This window comes from Candidatus Limimorpha sp., assembly GCF_056203535.1.
In genome coordinates this window covers 1-18,395 of sequence record NZ_JBADWU010000120.1, presented here as the reverse complement: position 1 = coordinate 18,395, position 18,395 = coordinate 1, and the positions used below count along the sequence as shown (strand labels likewise).

General features: G+C 43.2%; 19 protein-coding genes. 15 read left to right on the top strand and 4 right to left on the bottom strand.

What is annotated here, in order from left to right:
- Positions 1–112 precede the first annotated feature (112 nt).
- From AC06MN_RS14720 to AC06MN_RS14675, 10 genes are all read left to right on the top strand, one after another.
- A complete protein-coding gene (locus tag AC06MN_RS14720) occupies positions 113–616 on the top strand; it encodes a CDP-alcohol phosphatidyltransferase family protein (RefSeq protein ID WP_475673131.1) in 504 nt (167 codons plus the stop codon).
- A 63-nt stretch (positions 617–679) separates the two neighbouring features.
- Entirely contained in the window at positions 680–1,177 is a 498-nt protein-coding gene (locus AC06MN_RS14715; protein WP_475673130.1) for an RNA polymerase sigma factor, read from the top strand.
- A complete protein-coding gene (locus AC06MN_RS14710) occupies positions 1,174–1,551 on the top strand; it encodes a hypothetical protein (protein ID WP_475673129.1) in 378 nt (125 codons plus the stop codon). Before AC06MN_RS14715 ends, AC06MN_RS14710 begins: the two co-directional genes overlap by 4 nt.
- A 25-nt stretch (positions 1,552–1,576) precedes the next feature.
- On the top strand, positions 1,577–2,011 hold the full coding sequence (locus AC06MN_RS14705) for a DUF4252 domain-containing protein (RefSeq protein WP_475673128.1): 435 nt from the start codon (positions 1,577–1,579) through the stop codon (positions 2,009–2,011).
- Between the two features lie 43 nt (positions 2,012–2,054).
- On the top strand, positions 2,055–4,361 hold the full coding sequence (locus AC06MN_RS14700; RefSeq protein ID WP_475673127.1) for a TonB-dependent receptor domain-containing protein: 2,307 nt from the start codon (positions 2,055–2,057) through the stop codon (positions 4,359–4,361).
- A gap of 208 nt (positions 4,362–4,569) precedes the next feature.
- Positions 4,570–5,568 carry a Fic family protein gene (locus AC06MN_RS14695; RefSeq protein WP_475673126.1) on the top strand — a complete coding sequence of 333 codons (999 nt, stop codon included), beginning with the start codon at positions 4,570–4,572 and terminating at the stop codon, positions 5,566–5,568.
- An 8-nt stretch (positions 5,569–5,576) separates the two neighbouring features.
- Complete coding sequence (locus AC06MN_RS14690) at positions 5,577–5,921, top strand: MmcQ/YjbR family DNA-binding protein (RefSeq protein WP_475673125.1); 345 nt, start codon at positions 5,577–5,579, stop codon at positions 5,919–5,921.
- Between the two features lie 30 nt (positions 5,922–5,951).
- Entirely contained in the window at positions 5,952–6,548 is a 597-nt protein-coding gene (locus AC06MN_RS14685) for a DUF3267 domain-containing protein (protein WP_475673124.1), read from the top strand.
- Positions 6,532–7,155 carry a CatA-like O-acetyltransferase, family 2 gene (locus tag AC06MN_RS14680; protein WP_475673123.1) on the top strand — a complete coding sequence of 208 codons (624 nt, stop codon included), beginning with the start codon at positions 6,532–6,534 and terminating at the stop codon, positions 7,153–7,155. The genes AC06MN_RS14685 and AC06MN_RS14680 overlap by 17 nt, the downstream gene beginning before the upstream one ends.
- Positions 7,156–7,324: 169 nt before the next feature.
- Positions 7,325–8,449 carry an ATP-binding protein gene (locus tag AC06MN_RS14675; RefSeq protein WP_475673122.1) on the top strand — a complete coding sequence of 375 codons (1,125 nt, stop codon included), beginning with the start codon at positions 7,325–7,327 and terminating at the stop codon, positions 8,447–8,449.
- A gap of 300 nt (positions 8,450–8,749) precedes the next feature.
- On the opposite strand, the gene AC06MN_RS14670 is transcribed toward AC06MN_RS14675, so the two are convergent.
- The 3 genes from AC06MN_RS14670 to AC06MN_RS14660 form a co-directional block, all read right to left on the bottom strand.
- The gene (locus tag AC06MN_RS14670) at positions 8,750–10,147 is read right to left on the bottom strand and encodes an alpha-L-fucosidase (protein ID WP_475673121.1); all 1,398 of its coding nucleotides are present in this window, start codon (positions 10,145–10,147) and stop codon (positions 8,750–8,752) included.
- 333 nt (positions 10,148–10,480) lie between these two features.
- Entirely contained in the window at positions 10,481–10,681 is a 201-nt protein-coding gene (locus AC06MN_RS14665; protein ID WP_475673120.1) for a hypothetical protein, read from the bottom strand.
- Complete coding sequence (locus AC06MN_RS14660) at positions 10,662–11,240, bottom strand: ATPase (protein ID WP_475673119.1); 579 nt, start codon at positions 11,238–11,240, stop codon at positions 10,662–10,664. The genes AC06MN_RS14665 and AC06MN_RS14660 overlap by 20 nt, the downstream gene beginning before the upstream one ends.
- Positions 11,241–11,527: 287 nt before the next feature.
- Between AC06MN_RS14660 and AC06MN_RS14655 the strand changes: the two genes are divergently transcribed.
- The 3 genes from AC06MN_RS14655 (at position 11,528) to AC06MN_RS14645 (ending at position 14,912) form a co-directional block, all read left to right on the top strand.
- Positions 11,528–12,310, top strand: coding sequence for an outer membrane beta-barrel protein (locus tag AC06MN_RS14655; protein ID WP_475673118.1), 783 nt, complete (start codon positions 11,528–11,530; stop codon positions 12,308–12,310).
- Positions 12,311–12,600: 290 nt separating this feature from the next.
- The gene (locus AC06MN_RS14650) at positions 12,601–13,749 is read left to right on the top strand and encodes a sensor histidine kinase (RefSeq protein ID WP_475673117.1); all 1,149 of its coding nucleotides are present in this window, start codon (positions 12,601–12,603) and stop codon (positions 13,747–13,749) included.
- A gap of 404 nt (positions 13,750–14,153) precedes the next feature.
- Complete coding sequence (locus tag AC06MN_RS14645; protein WP_475673116.1) at positions 14,154–14,912, top strand: LytR/AlgR family response regulator transcription factor; 759 nt, start codon at positions 14,154–14,156, stop codon at positions 14,910–14,912.
- On the opposite strand, the gene AC06MN_RS14640 is transcribed toward AC06MN_RS14645, so the two are convergent.
- Positions 14,913–16,829, bottom strand: a complete 1,917-nt coding sequence (locus AC06MN_RS14640) for an LTA synthase family protein (protein ID WP_475673115.1) — start codon at positions 16,827–16,829, stop codon at positions 14,913–14,915.
- A gap of 128 nt (positions 16,830–16,957) precedes the next feature.
- Here AC06MN_RS14640 and AC06MN_RS14635 point away from each other — a divergent pair, with 128 nt between their 5' ends.
- Both AC06MN_RS14635 and AC06MN_RS14630 read left to right on the top strand, forming a co-directional pair.
- The gene (locus AC06MN_RS14635) at positions 16,958–17,881 is read left to right on the top strand and encodes an NAD(P)-dependent oxidoreductase (protein WP_475673114.1); all 924 of its coding nucleotides are present in this window, start codon (positions 16,958–16,960) and stop codon (positions 17,879–17,881) included.
- A gap of 309 nt (positions 17,882–18,190) precedes the next feature.
- A partial coding sequence (locus AC06MN_RS14630) for a hypothetical protein (RefSeq protein ID WP_475673113.1) occupies positions 18,191–18,395 on the top strand: 205 nt, incomplete at its 3' end.

The window sequence follows — 18,395 nt, the reverse complement described above, 5'->3', positions numbered from 1 at the left end:
GGTTGACCTTTCTGCGTACAAACATGCCCGCAAGGTACGAATTTTCGGGCTTGCGTCACCCACGTCACCATCTTGATTTTTAAACAATATTGATTTTTAGCAAGTTACAAACATTAAAAAAACAGCTGTCAAAGTCAGGATAACCTTTTCAAGAATGATACTGTCGGTGGTGTTATGGTTCGTAGCACCACTTTCAGTGTCGTTTGGCATCATTTATCTGCTTTGTGGTTTTTCCGACATGATTGACGGCACCATCGCCCGAAGAACGGGAAACGCGACACCGTTCGGAGCCAAATTGGACAGCATTGCCGACATGCTTTTCGTTGCAGTTTGCCTCGTGCGTTTGCTGCCCGTTTTTAACATTCCGACATGGCTTTGGATATGGATTATCGTGATTTTCTGCATCAAAATCATCAACATCGTTTCGGGATTCATTTGTTGGAAAAAACTCGTTCTGCCGCACACCATGGCAAATAAAGTATCGGGGCTCCTGCTGTTTCTGCTGCCAATCGCATACGAATTTGTAGGATTGAAATATCCCGCAATTTTAATCTGCCTGGTGACAAGTTTTGCCGCAATCCAGGAAGGGCATTTGATTAGGAGGAAAAATATTTAGATCGCCTTTGTAACAAATTCGTTTTTTGTTCGTCTTGGCAATGTGACTTAAACGAAAAACAGCATGACAACTGAGATATTCAAACGGACTTATCTTCCTCTAAATGCTCAAATTTATCGTGTAGCGATGCATTTGCTAAACGATGAAGAAGCTGCAAAGGATACCGTTCAGGATGTCTATGTGAAGTTGTGGGCATCAAAAGACAGCTTGGATATAATTGATGACCCAAAATCGTTTGTCATTAAAATGACTCATAATCTATGTGTTGATAAAATTAGGCGTAATAAATTGCGAATTGAAGAAAAATCAGATAACATGGAAATGCTTCCAAATATCGGCATTGAAGATAACCCCGTGGTGAGTCGTGATACTTTAAGATATGTGTTGGATTGTATCAACAGAATGCCGAAAAAACAAAAGGAAATCATGCTTTTGTTCGTTACGGAAGCCTTGGATTACAAGGAAATAGCAAAAAGAACGGGACTGACAGAATTAAATGTAAGGGTGACGGTAAGCCGTTCAAGAAATCAAATTAAAAAAGAACTGGAGGAAATAATATGAACTTAAATGAACTTGAAAAAATAGCCAATGATGAGCAGGAAAAGGTTCCATCGGATTTGGAGCACAATATAGATACATTAATCAACACCTTGGCTTTTGCCGAGAATTTGAAAAGCAGGAAAGAGAGCCATAAATTAGGGAATCAAATGAAATGGCTTTGTATGGCAGCAACCTTCGTCTTGGTGATTGGTTTCGCTTGGCTTATGCTATCAAAACAAAGTGAGCCGAAAGACACTTTCAGTGATCCTTGCGAAGCGTATGCCTATTTTTCTTCAACAATGAATCGTATAGCGTCAGAATTCAATGACGGAATGGATAAAGCTAATGCAGCGATGTCTACTATAAAAACTGTAATGTCGAATGAAACAAAGTAACTCAAATCAATTTAAATCATAAAAAATGAAAAAGTTAGTATTTTTGATGTTTGCCTTTATTATTGCAAGCACGAGCCAAGCCCAAATTGGCAAGGAGTTCTACAACAAGTATTCTGATGCGAAAGGAGTTCAAACTACTTATATTTCGCCTAGCATGTTCAAGCAGATGGATCAAGAAGCACTTAACATCCAATGTGATAACATTTCATTGAAGTCTGTTCATGGCATGTATGTCATTGATTGCGATGATCCTGCCACAATAAAAAGGATCAAGAAGGATATTGATTTAAAGTTAAGCCAAAATGAGTTTGAACTTATGATTGAGAGCAAGGATGGTGATGATTGTTCCCGTATCTATATGGCAAAAAAAGGAAATGATACTATTGGATTGGTTGTTTTTTCTGAAGATTCGGAAGATATTAATATCGTTTTCATTGATGGAAGCACTAATGAAGATTGATTCCATAGCCAAATCTAATTGATAAACAAATAAATACAACGCAATGAAAAAAAACGTCAACATGGTTTTCGCCATCATTTTCTGTATGTCTTTCATTTCAGGCATTCAGGCGCAAAACATCAGCGGCCGCGTGGTGGACGAAAACGACGCGCCCATTCCTTACGCCACCGTCGTGGCGATGCAACTGCCCGACAGCACCTTCCTTGGCGGTGTGACCACCGACAACGATGGCCGTTTCGTTCTCGACATGGCTTGCGACCTGCTTAAAATCACATTTGTAGGCTATGAGCCGAAGTTTGTCAGCCAACCGAAAGGCAATTTGGGAACACTGAAAATGAATGTCGTTTCCTCTCAACTTCAAGAGGTGACCATTGCGGCCAAGCGACCGGAAATCACCAGTCTGCCAGATAGGACTGTGGTTGGAGTGGAAAGCACCTTGCTATCATCGAGTGCCGACGGCATCGACATGCTGCGCAAAACACCTGGCCTCTTGGTGGACGGACAGAACAACCTCTCCGTCATCGGGCAAGGGTCGCCCATCGTTTACATCAACAACCGGCGAGTGTATTCGATGGAGGAGGTCTATAACCTGAACCCGCAAAACATCAAGTCCATCGAAATTATCCACAATCCTTCTTCACAATACGAGGCCGATGCCACCGCCATTGTGAAAATCGTCACGCTACAGCGGCGTGACAACTTTTCGGTGCGATTAGGCGGCACAGTGACCAAGGCGTGGCGTTGGAGCGAGAGTGCTTTCGCCGATGTCACCCTGTCGAAAAACAAATTCTCGACCAACCTCTATTATGGTTTCAATGGACGCAACGCGCATACCTACAACAGCGAGGACGTGATGGGTTACTCAATGATCGAGCACCGAGCCTACAATCTCTCTAAAAACCAAGGTCACAATGCGAAACTGATGCTGGAATATGCCTTGACCCCGAAAATGACCATCGGCTTGCAGAGCATCAACAACCTGGGTAGCGGGACGAGTCTGCGCGAACAAACGACCCATTTCGAAGGGCCCGGCCATACAGATTTCAAAACCGTGACCAACACCAATGAAAAGAACCTGCGAAGCAACAATACATTGTTCTTCAACTACGACATCGACAGCCTCGGACAGAACCTCAACGTGACCTTGGACTACACCTACAACCGCTATAATGACGAGGACGCTTTCCGCAACATCGTTGAAGGAAGTGAGAGCCAAGGTATTTTAAACCTCAACAAAGGTCACGGCAACACAGGCATCTATGTGGGCAGTGTGGACTATACCCTGCCATTCAGAAACGGCAAGACCACGCTCACGACCGGAGCGAAATACTCCTTGATTCAGACCGACAACCATGTTGACTTGACAGGAACAAACAACCTCTTGCAGCACTACCATTCCGACGAGTCGAATGCCGCCGCCTACGCCAGCGTTGCGCATAATTTCTCCGACAAGTGGTCGGCCACCGCCGGACTGCGGTTTGAGTATGTGGACCGTCACAACTATTTGAATGACGTTCCCCAAGTGGACTACACGAAGCCTGGACTTTTCCCGAACGCCACCGTGCAATACAAGCCCGCCCAAGGCTACGCGATAGGTGCGTCCTACTCGAAGCGCATCGTGCGTCCTTCGTTGGATGCCTTGAATCCCAGCATGTACATTGATTCATTGCTCATCACTCAAGGCAACCCCAACCTGATCAACACCCACATCCATTCGGCGCAGGTTTTCGCCAGTTTCCCTATCTCACTCTCGGTGCGTTTCGGCTACAATTACCTCATCAACCCGATTTATAGGGAACTCTATCAAAGTGCTGACAACCTTGATGTTGGAGAATTTCGTTACAGAAATGGTGACCACACGCAGAACTTTTTCGGCTCCATCGACTGGAACGGGAATGTCACCAAATGGTGGTATCTTTACAGTTCCATCTATTTCGGCAGGAACTATTACGAGAAGGAGGAAGATGGCATCCTGAAACAGAACAACAAGAACTATGGCATTTTTTCCGTTGGCAACATGCTTACTTTGCCTTACCATGTGAAGTTCAATCTGAATTTCTATTATATGAGTCCTTACCCGTCGGATGGCGTTACCATGAAGGAACTGTGGAGCCTCTCGACTAGTTTGGAAAAGAGTTTCCTGAACAACAACCTGACGGTTCGATTAAGTGTCAATGACATCTTCAACACCATGCTCTATTGGCAGGAGAGCATCCTTCGCGGCAATTCGTTGGTCTTCTTTGACGGCGACGATAGAAATATCATGCTGAATGTCACTTACAAGTTCGGCCAATCGAAAGTGAGGCTTAATTCACATTCGGTGAGTGAAGAAGAAAGGAGCAGGTTGTGATGAACGACCGCTGATGACAGAAACCTTATGGAGGTGCGCACTTTTTTCAATCTTGATTCGGTTGCAGGTGATGGCGACGAATTGACGAAAGCAAGCACCTGAAAAATAGATGTTATTGGATTCCTTTCATGGTGAAAAAAAACGTGATATTTATCGACGATAAGAACAAAAAACATTATATTTGTCGCCGATTTTTAATTAATTCACTATGAATATCGCCGATTTGATGGAAAAATATCGCCGATTAGGAATTGCAGACCAGATTGACAGTCGGAAATTCTATCTCTATTCCTTAATCACACATTCCACGGCCATTGAGGGAAGCACCGTCACGGAATTGGAAAACCAGTTGCTTTTCGACGAAGGAACGACCGCAAAAGGCCGCTCCATGATTGAACAACTGATGAACCTCGACCTGAAGGCAGCCTATGATTACGGTATGGATTGGATTCAGAAACACGAAGATTTCACTGTCGGGCAACTATGCAAATTGTCGTCGATGGTGATGGCGCGGACAGGCTCCGAATACAACACGAGTTTGGGCAGTTTTTCTTCCGCCAAAGGCGATTTGCGTTTGGTAAATGTGTCGGCGGGATTTGGCGGTCACTCCTACCTGAGCTTCCAGAAAGTGCCAAGTCGTTTGGAAGAATTTTGCAAGGAATTGAACCGCCGCCGCGGAAAAGTCAAGGCCGATGACATAGAAGCGATTTATAACCTGAGTTTTTGGGCTCATTACGAATTAGTTACAATTCATCCTTGGGTTGATGGGAATGGAAGGGTTTCAAGATTGGTGATGAATCTGCTTCAGATGGAACACGATTTGCCAGCCACAAAAGTCATGAAAGAGGAAAAATCGGAATACATTGAAGGACTTGTCAAATCCGGCGAACAAGATGACGTCAGTATTTTCACCAACACAATGATGCGGCTGCACGAAAAACACATCAACGATGAAATTCAGGTTTTCCTGAAAGACATCGGCGAGCCTGACGGGAAACCGGCAGTGAAACGCAATGCGGAAGAAAACCGACAAGCCATTTTGGATTTCGTTTCCAAAAACGGCAATACGAAAGCGGAAGCATTAGTTCTGTTTCTCGGTTTGAGTCCGTCACGCACCCGCGATTATTTGCGTCAAATGGTGCAAGAAGGATTGCTGATGGCTCAAGGTGCAAACAAAAACAGAACTTATTCACTTCCAAACAAATAAAATCAATAATGAACATCGAATCATTCCGCGAATATTGCCTCTCTTTGCCTTGCGCCACCGAAGACATGCCTTTCGATGACACCGTTTTGGTGTTCCGCATCAAAGGGAAAATCTTTGCCGCCATCATTTTGGACAAGCCCGAACTGGTGGTGATGAAATGCGACCCCGAAAAGGCCATCGAGCTGCGCGAACAATACAGCACCATCGAAGGTGCCCATCATTGGAACAAGAAATATTGGAACCAAATCTGGCTTAATCAAGGATTGGAAGATACACTTATTCAGGAACTTGCGCAACACGCTTGGGACGAAGTGAACAAGAAACTGCCCAAGAAAGACAGGATTGAAAAGTGACATATTGTAAAAACAAAATTCAAAAATAACATGAACAGATATTTTGAAGAAACTCTTCCAGAAGGTTATAAAGAAGTGTTTTCCATTGATGCAACCAATACAAAAACGACAATTTTGCTTTCTATCGCTGCACTCATCATTACATTGGCGGGAGTCTGTATTTCCATTTTGAGTTTTCCCATTCACATATCACAATTACTTGACGAAAAACCTAAGCAGTATTTCGTCTTCATTGGGGTTTTCTCGATAAGCCTAATCGTTTATTTAGTACTGCACGAACTGACTCACGGCGTTGTTTACAAGCATTTTACAAAAAAGAAACTCACATACGGATTCACGCTCACCGTGGCATATTGTGGCATTCCCGACATTTTCGTTTACCGCAAAACGGCTCTTTCATCACTTTGTGCTCCACTAATTGTTTTCACCATACTTTTCATTGCGGGAATGCTAATTGTCGCAGAACCAATGTGGAAACTATGTTTTGCCTTGCTTCTTTCTTTTCATTTCGGAGGCTGTTGCGGCGATATATACGACATTCTTCTTTATTTGTTCCGTTTCAAGGATGATACTATTCTGATGAATGACACGGGACCAAAACAAACTTTTTATGCCAATAACCATTGATCCACATAACACGCCACGCGCCAAAGCCTTTGAACTTTGGATGAATTCGCCAATGCCTATGGTCACGCTGACCAAGACATTCGACATCAGCCATTTGGTGAAACTCGGCAGAAAAAACAATCTGAAAATCAATATGCTGCTGTGCTATTGCATCGGCAAGACGGCAAGCCAAATAGAAGAATTTTACCTGCTGCCGCAAAAGGACAAAATGCTGAAATACGACACATTGGCCATCAATGTCATCGTGCCGAACCGGCAAGGCGGCATCAATTCGTGCGACATCCATTTCACCGATGATTTGCAGCAATTCAACCGCGATTATCTGGATTTGACAAAAAAAGTTGCCGAAACCTGCGGAAGTTCCTTCCTTGAAAACGACATGGTCATCGGCACTTCAGCGGTGATAGCAACCGAAATCGACACCATCGTCAACCAATATATGGAACTGTTTTCCAACCCGATGGTGATGTGGGGCAAATTCAGGAGATGCTGCCTGAAAACCATTTTGCCTGTTTCTTTCCAGTTTCACCATGTTCAAATGGATGGTATGGAGGCGGCAAGGTTTTTGGATGAATTGCAAAAGACCATGAGCTCAATTGTAGTCTGAGACTTTTCTAAAACGTAGTTTTTAATAGCCCAATATCATAGACGAATATGCCGTTTCATCTTCCAATTGCTTAAAAATTTCGACATTTTAGGGATTAATTCCGAAAAAGTTACAACTTTTCAGGAGCGTATTCCGAAAAAGTTGTACTTTTGCCGCAAAATATCGAATCATGATACAGCGTTTTTTGATGCAAAAGATAAGCAATTACCTTCATAAAGGTAAGGCAATCTTGCTGTTAGGTGGTCGCCAGATAGGGAAAACCACTTTGTTGCAGCAACTTTTCCCTGAAAAAGATGACATAATCTGGCTGAATGGTGATGAATTGGATGTGCAAGCCATGTTTGCCAACACTTCTGCTGACCGTTTGAAAAACAATTTTTCCGGTAAGAAGATTGTTGTAATTGATGAGGCTCAACGGATTAGTGACATTGGACTTAGGATGAAGCTGATTACCGACCAAATCAAAGACATTCAGTTGATTGCAACAGGAAGTTCGGCTTTCGAACTGGCCAATGCCGCTAATGAGCCGCTTACCGGCCGTAAATGGGAGTTTAAAATGTATCCGCTGTCGTTTGCTGAAATGGTTGTGCATCATGGCTTGCTGAAAGAGAAACGATTGCTTCCTCAGCGATTGGTTTATGGATATTATCCCGAAGTGGTTTCTTCTGAAGGGAACGAACGGAAAATGCTTAAATATTTGACAGACAGCTATTTGTATAAAGACATTCTAACCTTTAATAAAATAAAGAAATCAGATGCGTTGATAAAACTGCTTCAGGCTTTGGCCTATCAGGTTGGTTCGCAGGTCTCGTATAATGAACTCTCGCAAATAGTTGGAATTGATGCTAAAACGGTTGAAATCTATATCCAGCTTTTGGAGCAATGTTACATCATTTTCCGTTTACCCTCGTTTAGCCGAAATATGCGTAACGAACTGAAAAACAGCAAAAAAATATACTTTTACGATAATGGAATACGCAATGCTTTGATTTCCAATTTTTCACCAATCGAAATCAGAACAGATACGGGGGCTTTGTGGGAAAACTTCATTATTTCCGAGCGTATGAAATTCACCGAATATAATGATATTTGGTCGAATCGCTATTTTTGGAGGACAAAAGAGCAGCATGAAATTGATTATGTTGAGGATCGTGACGGAACGCTCTATGCTTACGAATTCAAATTCAATCCGAAAAAAAAGGCTAAAATTCCCAATTCTTTTGTGCAAAACTATCCTTTATCGGTGTTTGCTGAAATCACACCGGAAAATATTGAAGATTTTATTTTGCTGTAATCAGTTTAGTGAGAATTAAAAAATAATCTGTAACGGAAATAATTGTTTTTTCGCTTCGTTAAACGATAAATCGAAGATCACTTCACTTCGTGTCGGTGAAATCTTTTAGATTCGACGTAGTCAATTTACATTTCGGCGTAGTCAATTATCGTAAATGAATCAAAAATTACAAGAAACTATAATTAATTGTATATCAGCTAAATTACAACAAATTTATTGATAATTTGTGGCAATTTGCGTTCTCTAAAAAAACAATTGCTAACATATAATAAATGTGTTACAACTTACTTTTTTTTAGCGTTATTTACATTTCCTCATCTCAAAAACCACAGCATGTTGCATGGTCTCGTTTGAATCGAATTGGATGCAATAGCGTCCCTCCTTTTGACTCAAAGTGGCTTTCCTGTTGCTGCCTAAAACCTTGATTTTTCCTGTTTTGAGATTAACGTTTTTCCCGAAATCAATTTTATTGGGCAAGGTCTCGTTTTCATCTAAAAGATAGATGGCGTAAACTTTATCGCCTTTTTGCGTGAAACGCATTTTGCCATCGACATACGGGTAAATCGGGCGTGTGCCGTAAATGGCTTCGCCGTTGATTTTCATCCATTGTCCGATTTCATGCATACGCTCGACTGCGGTTGGCGGCAGCGTGCCTTCGGGACTTGGCCCGACATTCAACAGATAGTTGCCGCCTTTCGCCACGATGTCAACCAACAGGTGAATGATTTTGTTGGTACTTTTGTAAGTGTCCGTTTCGACATACGACCACGAGTTGCCCATCGACATGCAGGTCTCCCAAGGGTAGGGTAGAAGCGTGTCAGGAACCTGTTGCTCAGGCGTTTGGTAGTTTTCGTATTTGCTGTGAACCGAGCGGTCGACGATAATCAGATCGGGGTTGTCTTCGCGTGCCATAGCAGCGATTTTCGGCATGTTCACATCCTGAATCCAGCCTTGGCAGCCCAACCATTCGCGGCATTCGTCGTCGATGCTCCATTCTGGACGCACCCAGCCGCCATCAAGCCAAAGAATGTCGATGTCGCCATAATTATGGGTCAGTTCGTATAATTGTCTGTAAGTGAAATCGCAGTATTTCTGAAAACGCTCAGGATGAAGTTCCGGGTCGTAGTTGACGTTGCGATCGGGCGTGGCCCATTCGGGTGCCCAGTAATCGGGACAATGCCAGTCGGGTTTCGAGAAATAAAGGCCAGTCCAGAAACCTTGTTCGCGGAAAGCCTTAACGATTTCACCAGTAATGTCAGCTTTTTCGCTTTTCGAGAAAGGACAACTTGGATCCGTGACGGAATAGGTGGTTTCCTTTGTGTCGAACATACAGAATCCATCGTGGTGTTTGGTGGTGAAGACCACATATTTCATGCCCGCTTCCTTGGCCAAGGCCGCCCATTCCTGTGGGTTGAATTTCACGGGATTGAATGTCGTGTTAAGGTTTTGATAATCATGTTTGTAATCCACATAATTGGCTCCGTTTCTATTAATCCACGGCTCATTGCAGATGGACCAGGATTCAACCACGCCCCATTGCGAATACATGCCCCAGTGCATCATGAAACCAAATTTCAGATCTTGCCATTCGCTGATGCGGTTGAGGATAATCGGGTCAGTTTCGGGGTCTTGTTCGGTTTGCGAGAATGTCGGCAAGAAAGCCAAGGCAAACAATAAGGATAGAAGATGCTTTTTCATAGTGTTGATTTTCAATAAACTACAGATTTGACGAATAAAATGGATTTTGATTTTTTAGAACCACAGATTACACAGATGACGCTGATTTTTAAGCAACTACAGATAGAACAGATTTATACTGAAATTTTGAATGCGCCACCCTTCGACTTCGCTCAGGAACCGCGCATGAATTATCACAGATTGGCTGACGCGGCAAAGAAAATGAGCGGTTGCGAATTTTCAAATAACAAGGTTTTGTGAATCGTTTTGAAAGTTTTGTGAATAAAAAATCACCGCCTCGACCACTCTTTGCAGAATGAATCAAGACGGTGGCTGTTCATGTGAGACAAATAATTAGTTTTCAGTCATCATCTGCTTTACTTCCTTTGCTTTCACGGTGTAGATGTTGCCGTTTTCGTCGCAAAGGCAGAAAGTTCCGTTGGCGCGGCTGCGCATGAGGAGCAGTCTTCTGAGTGAGAGGTCGAGACCGCCCATCAGTTTTTTGGTCAGAGGTGAAACTTCGCTTTTATTGGCATTAACTTTTACTGTTGTCATATTGTCTTATTGAATTAAATTTTTCATCGTTGTAGATCTTAATCGCATCGTTGTTCCCTTCGGCGACGATTTCGCTTGGAATGTTGGAATTGTCGATGAGTACAAAGTAGTCCACCACAGGGCAATACATTTTGAAAAGGTTGCGGATGCCTGCGTGATAACGGCGGCGGATGACTGTTTCCTCGACGTTATGCCCGCCATTTTTGACACGCTCGGCGACGCGCTTGATGGCAAGTTCGGGGCTTTGCAGCCAGAAATATAACAGATGCACGTTGTAGCCAACTTCTTTCGCCTGCTTGACGAGACTGTTGTAGCTCTTTGAAGCCAGGGTGGTTTCGATTGCAAAATCGGATTTGTCGCTAATGTGTTTTTTAATGCGCGAAATCATCAGGCGGCATGCAGCAACCTGAGCACTTTCGGGATTGAGCGGAGAGAGACCTTTGGCAATCGCATCGCTGTTGACGAACTCCGTACATTGCAGAGTTTCAGGCAAAACGGTCAACGACGCTGTTGTTTTTCCAGCTCCATTACAGCCCGATATGATGTATAAATTAGGCATTAAAAAAAACAATTTTCTCTCGTTCTGAGTGGCAATTTCCGTACCAAACAGACTGCAAAAATAGGCTTTTATTCAAAACGCGCAACAATTTTCCACAAAATTCCACAACTTTTCACATTTGGCATGGGTAATGCTTGTCGTTGTCAATTAATTATGGACATAATGAATTTGAAAAAAAACGTCATTTTCTGCATTAAAATCGAATTTTTTGTAATATTGCATCGAAATACAACATCATTCATTAAAAAAATCCGATGGCCTGATGGGATATAACAAGGTGTATCATTATGAAAAACAAAAAGTTTTACGCAATTTTGGCTGCAATCTTGCTGCTTGCTTGCGGCTATGCTACAGCACAGACTCAAACCTATTTGAATCTTGGCCTATCCTTGCCGACTGGCAAATTTGCCGAAGGCGATGAAGACGGATTTGCTCTTATGGACGAATCGAGAGAAGGAGGTGCCGGTGTTGGTGCAACCCTTGGCTTTAAGTTTAAATTCCCGACCAAAGCAAAAGGCTTGGGAGTCTTGTTGTCGGTTGACGGAATCTATAACGGTCTTAACAGCGACGTTAAAGAAGCCTTTGAAGATTTGCGTGACGAATTAGAAGATGAAGTTCAAGATGTCACCTTGCGCAAGCCAAACTACATCAATGTTCCGGTATTGCTCGGATTGAACTATTGCTACGAAGCTAACGACAATCTTGGAATTTATGGTGAAGCCGGAATAGGTCTGGATGCCCGTTTCATAACAAAATTCCGTCTCGAATTGGAAGATAGCGGCAACGATCCATACTATGGCCGTTATTCTGAAAAGGAAACAATCAAATATAAATATGATCCGGCATTTGCTTTCGCTTTCCAATTGGGCGCCGGTGTCCTTATCAACAACAAATTCACCATCGGCCTGAATTTCTATAATTTAGGCTCTGCGAAAGTGAAAGGAAAAGCCTCTGACAAATACCAGGAAACCATTGGCGGAGACTCTTATACAGAGTCTGAAAAGGAGAACTTCAAGTTTAAATCACTATCGACAACAATGGTCTTGCTGCGTTTCGGCATTAGATTGTAATCAAATTTCTAACACCCGATTCACTTGTAGAGACGCGATTTGTCGCGTCTCTATTTTGTTTTTTCCTGTTTAGAAAGCCATTACTGCGGTGGTAAATGCCCTGTCCAATTTAGACAAGAAATGATTTAAACGCCATTTTCACCATTTCATAACAATAATGGATAAAGTAGAATCTGATTGTTTATTTTTGCATAATTAACAATTGATTTTGCTTCCAACCTAAGTGAAAATGCCCGATGCTTTGCGCTATGAATAAGATTATCAGAAAAGACGCTTTGCAATTTTTGCCGATGAAGACAATACTTGCCTTCTCATTGATTATTAGCGTAGCTTTCCATTTGGTTTTTGCCCTTGCATTCTATTTCGGTGAATCGCTGTTCTCGCCCGACAAAATGCCTGAATCGCGACATGCGCAACACGAAATGCTTGAAATGCCAGCCAATCAGCCGGAGAATCAAACACATTTCGACAATAATTATGAACCAAGGCCACCACACAATAATCCTGAATCCCGAAAACCTATCCGTTTCGACCGCGCCTTGATGTTCACCTCATTCAGTTTCATGCTGATTTTCGTCCTGTTTTTGTTCAATCGTAAAATGATGAGCATCAACTACAAACGGAAATGGAGCGAATTGCTTTCCATGATTTTCGGTTCCATATTAATCACATCCATTCTCAGCATTGTATTCTCGTTAGGTCCATCGCTTTTCGAACATCACAGACCGAATTCGGCTTTCCTTTTCCGAATCGTCCGCGACGGCCTGATGCGCGATTTTTCACTGATGACCATTGTCATCCTGATTTCATATTTGCTGCGGTCATTATTCAACCAAAGGACAATAGCCGTTGAAAACGAAGCACTTAGAGCCGAAAACATCAGCACAAGATACGAAGCCCTGAAAAGCCAGATTGATCCGCATTTCCTTTTCAATTCGCTGAACACTTTGCAATCGCTGATTGAAACCGACAAGGACAAAGCCGAAAACTACATCCAGCAACTGTCGTTTGTACTGCGCTACACGCTGCAAAACAAGGAAATCATCACGTTGAGCGAAGAACTGAAATGTGTACATTCCTATTGCAACATGATGCAAATCCGTTATGGCGAAAACCTGAAATTTGATTTTCAAGTCGATGCGAAATATCACGATTCCAAGGTTTTACCGCTTTCCATACAAGGTCTGATAGAAAACGCCATCAAGCACAATGTGATTTCGGCCAAACAGCCGCTGACGGTCACGATTGCTACTGGAGATTGTTCCATCAAGGTGTCCAACCCGATTCAACCAAAAATTATGGACGAAACAGGAAACGGTATCGGTTTGTCGAATCTCGCCGAGCGTTACCGCCTTATGTGGAACGAGGAAGTGAAAATTTCAAATGACGGAAATGTTTTTGAAGTGATTTTACCGTTAGAAGGAAGAGGAAAGTGTTAAAGTGGAAAAGAGGAAAGTGTTAAAGTGGAAAACTGGAAACTGAAAGTGTTAAAGTGAGGAGTTAGGAATGAGGAGTTAGGAGGAAAGAGCAAGGATTTGGGAATTTGGAGTAATCAGCTCCCTGAGCTTGTCGAAGGGGCGGTTCAAAAGTTTCAAAGTTGAAAGTAGGGATGCACCGCGTGCGTCCGTAAAGATGAAGAAAGCATGTGTTCGCCCTGAAAGGGCAGCCTAAATCAGCGAATGGTAAAGTGAGCTTGCGAACGACACCTTTCGCAAATATAAGAGTAGGGACGCACCGCGTGCGTCCGAAAATTGAAGATGCTCGCGACCTCGCAGGCCAAAAGTCTAAAAAGTCAAATCATCTAAAAGTTAAACAATCCAATCGTCAAAATAGTCCCAAAACAATGAAAACAGTAATCATAGAAGACGAAACCATTGCGGCGCAAGCCTTGCAGAAATTAATCAGCGAAATTGATGCTCAGATTGAAGTCATTGCGGTGCTCGAAACCATCGAGGAAAGCATCGATTGGTTTGAATCGCACGAAATGCCCGAACTGATTTTTGCCGACATTCATTTGGCCGATGGTTCATCGTTTGCCATTTTCGAGCAAACCGACATCACCTGCCCTGTCGTGTTCACCACCGCTTACGACGAATACGCCCTCAAAGCCTTCGAAGTCAACAGCATAGATTACCTTTTGAAACCCATCAACAAGGACGATTTGGAACGCGCATTAAACAAATTCAAAACCCTGACCAATTCCGTCAACAACAAGGAAACCGTGGCAAGCCTTTTGATGCAAATGGAAACGCTGCAAAAGAAATACAAAACCTGTTTTCTGATTCCCGAAAGAGACAAGCTCATTCCATTGGCGACCAACAACATAGCCTGCATTTTCATAGATTTGAAAACCGTGAAGGCCATTTCACTCGACGGACGGCATTATTACATGAACCAGACTTTAGACGAACTGATGGGACAACTCGACCCGACCGTTTTTTTCCGCGCCAACCGCCAGTTTATCATATCGCGCAGTTCAGTTAAGGACATTTCCATTTGGTTTGGCAACAAACTTTCGCTGAATCTGACCGTCGAAGTGCCTGAAAAAATCATCGTCAGCAAGGCGCGTGTCAGTGAGTTCAAGACTTGGTTTTCGGAGTGATTATTTCGCGGTGTAATCCTTTGCCGTCAGTCTCTCGCCATAGCTTTGGATGACGGCTTTTATCATGGTCTCAGCTTCGGCTGTCGTTTGCGGATTGTTACCAATTGATTTTACGGTTCTTTCGTTGTCAAAATAAACCGTTGCAGAATCCGTAATGCATTGATACACTTGATTTATACAATTAACCGCAACAGGCTTGCGTTCGGGTTCGTTGAACACATCGCGTCCGAAAGCGAAATAAGGCTTGTCGTAGCCTATCAGACCCAAAACGGTTGGCATGATGTCCAACTGCTGAACGGTAGCATCGTCAATGCCTTTGAGCGATCCGTCGGGTGTATACATAAAGCCGATGATGGATGAACGCCCTTGCATGGTGAGTGTTTGAGGATCGTAAACCAAAGGCGCCACATGGTCGGCGACAAAGATGAAAAGCGTGCTGTCGTACCAAGGCTCATCATCGACGCGCTCAAAGAACTTACTGATAGACAGGTCGGTATAGGCCACCACACGTTGTTCTGGATTGTGTCCGCTCGGCACAATGTCGGTATAATCAGCAGGAACGCGATAAGGATGATGAGAAGTGAGGTTGAACACCGAAGTAAAGAAAGGCTGCTGCATTTTCCCTATTTCGTCGGCCATAAACTGGAAATACGGCATGTCAAACACGCCCCAGAAAGGTTCTATCGTGTTTTCATTCACAGGATATGCGGCCTCATATTCATCGCGGCAATAGCATTTCTGCACGCCAAACATTTTTGAAATGCTTTCAAAATTCATGGAGTTGCGTTCCGCGCCACTGAAAAATGAAGTCTCATAACCTTGGTTTGCAAGGATTTGTGGCAAAGCCTCAAAGTTGCCAAAGTGTTCAGGCATCAAGGCAAATGAAGTCCTGAACGACGGAATGGAGGCAAAAACCGATGGAATGGCTTCCACCGATTTCATGCCGTTGCTGTAGGCATGAGTGAAAGTATAGCCCTGCTGCATCAATGAATCAAGGAATGGCGTGAAACCAGCTTCGTTTTTGTAAAGCTCTGGATTTAAATACTTTGAGTGCTCTTTGCTGAAACTTTCCAGAATGAATACCATTATATTGCGGTGTCCCAAATTGTAACGGCTGCTATCAACCTGATGTTCAGGTGTATAGATTTCATCCAATTCGTCTTTGTCAAAATAAACATCCTTATCGAAAAGATCGCCTACGGAAGTGCGGACGGCGCAATACGGATTGCTCAGAATCAGCCAAGCCCGTTCAGGCGAATATTTTGCCGCCTGCGACAATGATTTCCAGCTTTCGTCCGGATTGCAAGTTCCTCTCATGCCAATAATGCAAATCGCTGAAATACAGAAAAATGCAATCACATTGACGCGATAGTATCTTTTCTTATCCTTGATTTCGGTCGGGAAATACTTGATGTAATACCAGCAATAAGCCAAAAGCACAATGAGTAACAAACCGATAATCAGTATGGTAAGATTCTGCATGATGAAATCCATGATGATGGGCGAACTGTTGCTGTTTTCGTTGAAGAAATGCAGTTCTTCCGTTGTGAAACGTTTCATGGCATGTGGATAATACACCACGTCGCCGCCATTCAAAATGATGATTGCGAATGAATTCGAGACCCAGTAAATTATGAATAGCAGCGTCTGATACCATTTTTTTTCGCGGAAATGGAAGGGCAAAATGGACAGGAAAATGAAAAGTGCATTCGTCCAAAGTATTGACAATGTGTTGTATTGCAGACTTCCGATGAGGATTTCCTTCGCTTCGTGCCAATCGGCAATGTGACCGAGATAAGGCCTGTCGATGAAATAAAACGACAATTGCATGATAAACATCACTACATAAACCACAGCTAACCTCAAAACCAAGGTTGTGACATCATTGCGAAGCAGGTTTTTTGAATTCAGACTCATAGTTCAATTTTTGATAAAGCGTGCAAAAATAGGAAAAATCAAGACATTACGTCACACCTTTATTAATCCGTTCCTGAAAAAACACTATCTTTGCACATTAAATATTTTTTTCTCAAAAACTACCAGACATGAAAATCACATTTCTTGAACCATTAGGACTGAAAGTCAACCAGATAGAATCCGCTTGCCAGAATCTGAAGCAAGCCGGACACGAAGTCGTCATTTATCCCGACCGCAACGAAAATCTTGACGTGCTGAAACAACGTGCCGAAGGTGCCGATGTCATCATCGAGAGCAACATTCCGCTGCGCAAGGATTTTCTAGACGCCTGTCCGAACCTGAAAATGCTTTCCATCGCTTTCACCGGCCTCGACCATATCGACATGGAAGAATGTCAGCGCCGTGGCATCAAAGTGATGAATGCGGCAGGCTATTCCACCGAGGCTGTTGCCGAACTCGCCATCGCCCTGATGATTGACGTCTACCGCAAAGTGCGCGAAAACGACATCATTACGCGCGAATGTCAGCGCAAAGGCCTCATGCCGGGACGCGAAGTCGGCGGCAAGACCATCGGCATTATCGGCATGGGCAACATCGGTCAGCGCGTGGCAAAAATCGCCAACGCTTTCGGCTGCAAGGTCTTGGCTTGGAACCGCACGCCTAAAACCATCGAAGGCGTGACTTTCGTTGACAAGGAAACCCTGCTGAAAGAAGCCGACATCGTTACGCTTCACATCGCCTTGAACAACGAAACCCGCGATTTCATCACCGAAAAGGATTTCGCCTTGATGAAGCCATCGGCCATCCTTATCAACACGGCACGCGGCCCGGTCATCAACGAAATGGCTTTGGCCAACGCCTTGAAAAACGGTGTCATTGCAGGTGCCGCCACCGATGTCTATGGCACGGAACCGCCTTTGAAAAAGGATAATCCTTTGTTCGATGCACCTAACCTCATCATGTTGCCACATATCGGTTTCGCCACCGAAGAAGCCTTTGTTTTGCGTTCGGGCATTGTGGTCAAAAATGTTGAGGATTGGTTGAAGAAATAAGATTTCCATCATTTTTCCGTATAAATCAAGCAAGTCGAAGCCTCGGCTTGCTTTTTTTGTATCTATTTGTAAAACAACATCTTGCAACAAAATACTTATAATTACTTATAAAATTAATTTTTATTCCATAAATTATAGTAAATCAATAAGTTACAAAAATTTACTTATAATTACTTATAAATTTTCCGGCCAAAATCCATTGACAAAATTTTGATGCGATAGTATTTTTGCACCATCAAAACGTAACAAAGCATACGATTCTTTCACGGCAACAAACACAAGTTATCAACCTTTTAAAACTTCAAGTATATGAAGAAACACATTACCCTCTTACTGCTCGCCTTGGCAGCGGCTTTCGGAGCAAAGGCACAGAATGCAACTTTATTTAAGACCGAATCGGACTATTATGTCGAAGGCTGGGATTGCGTGAACACCAGCGACGGCTGCGTCATTTTCCAAACCCTGTATTTCGACATTGAAGCACAGATTGACCTTGGAAGGGTGTTCTACAAGA

Bases quoted from the DNA above. Each gene is read 5' to 3' on its own strand.
- AC06MN_RS14695 (WP_475673126.1), top strand. From the start codon at position 4,570: ATGAATATCGCCGATTTGATGGAAAAATATCGCCGATTAGGAATTGCA.
- AC06MN_RS14705 (WP_475673128.1), top strand. From the start codon at position 1,577: ATGAAAAAGTTAGTATTTTTGATGTTTGCCTTTATTATTGCAAGCACG.
- AC06MN_RS14675 (WP_475673122.1), top strand. From the start codon at position 7,325: ATGATACAGCGTTTTTTGATGCAAAAGATAAGCAATTACCTTCATAAA.
- AC06MN_RS14645 (WP_475673116.1), top strand. From the start codon at position 14,154: ATGAAAACAGTAATCATAGAAGACGAAACCATTGCGGCGCAAGCCTTG.
- AC06MN_RS14635 (WP_475673114.1), top strand. From the start codon at position 16,958: ATGAAAATCACATTTCTTGAACCATTAGGACTGAAAGTCAACCAGATA.
- AC06MN_RS14690 (WP_475673125.1), top strand. From the start codon at position 5,577: ATGAACATCGAATCATTCCGCGAATATTGCCTCTCTTTGCCTTGCGCC.
- AC06MN_RS14680 (WP_475673123.1), top strand. From the start codon at position 6,532: ATGCCAATAACCATTGATCCACATAACACGCCACGCGCCAAAGCCTTT.
- AC06MN_RS14665 (WP_475673120.1), bottom strand. From the start codon at position 10,681: ATGACAACAGTAAAAGTTAATGCCAATAAAAGCGAAGTTTCACCTCTG.
- AC06MN_RS14670 (WP_475673121.1), bottom strand. From the start codon at position 10,147: ATGAAAAAGCATCTTCTATCCTTATTGTTTGCCTTGGCTTTCTTGCCG.
- AC06MN_RS14700 (WP_475673127.1), top strand. From the start codon at position 2,055: ATGAAAAAAAACGTCAACATGGTTTTCGCCATCATTTTCTGTATGTCT.
- AC06MN_RS14650 (WP_475673117.1), top strand. From the start codon at position 12,601: ATGAAGACAATACTTGCCTTCTCATTGATTATTAGCGTAGCTTTCCAT.
- AC06MN_RS14685 (WP_475673124.1), top strand. From the start codon at position 5,952: ATGAACAGATATTTTGAAGAAACTCTTCCAGAAGGTTATAAAGAAGTG.
- AC06MN_RS14660 (WP_475673119.1), bottom strand. From the start codon at position 11,240: ATGCCTAATTTATACATCATATCGGGCTGTAATGGAGCTGGAAAAACA.
- AC06MN_RS14715 (WP_475673130.1), top strand. From the start codon at position 680: ATGACAACTGAGATATTCAAACGGACTTATCTTCCTCTAAATGCTCAA.
- AC06MN_RS14655 (WP_475673118.1), top strand. From the start codon at position 11,528: ATGAAAAACAAAAAGTTTTACGCAATTTTGGCTGCAATCTTGCTGCTT.
- AC06MN_RS14640 (WP_475673115.1), bottom strand. From the start codon at position 16,829: ATGAGTCTGAATTCAAAAAACCTGCTTCGCAATGATGTCACAACCTTG.
- AC06MN_RS14710 (WP_475673129.1), top strand. From the start codon at position 1,174: ATGAACTTAAATGAACTTGAAAAAATAGCCAATGATGAGCAGGAAAAG.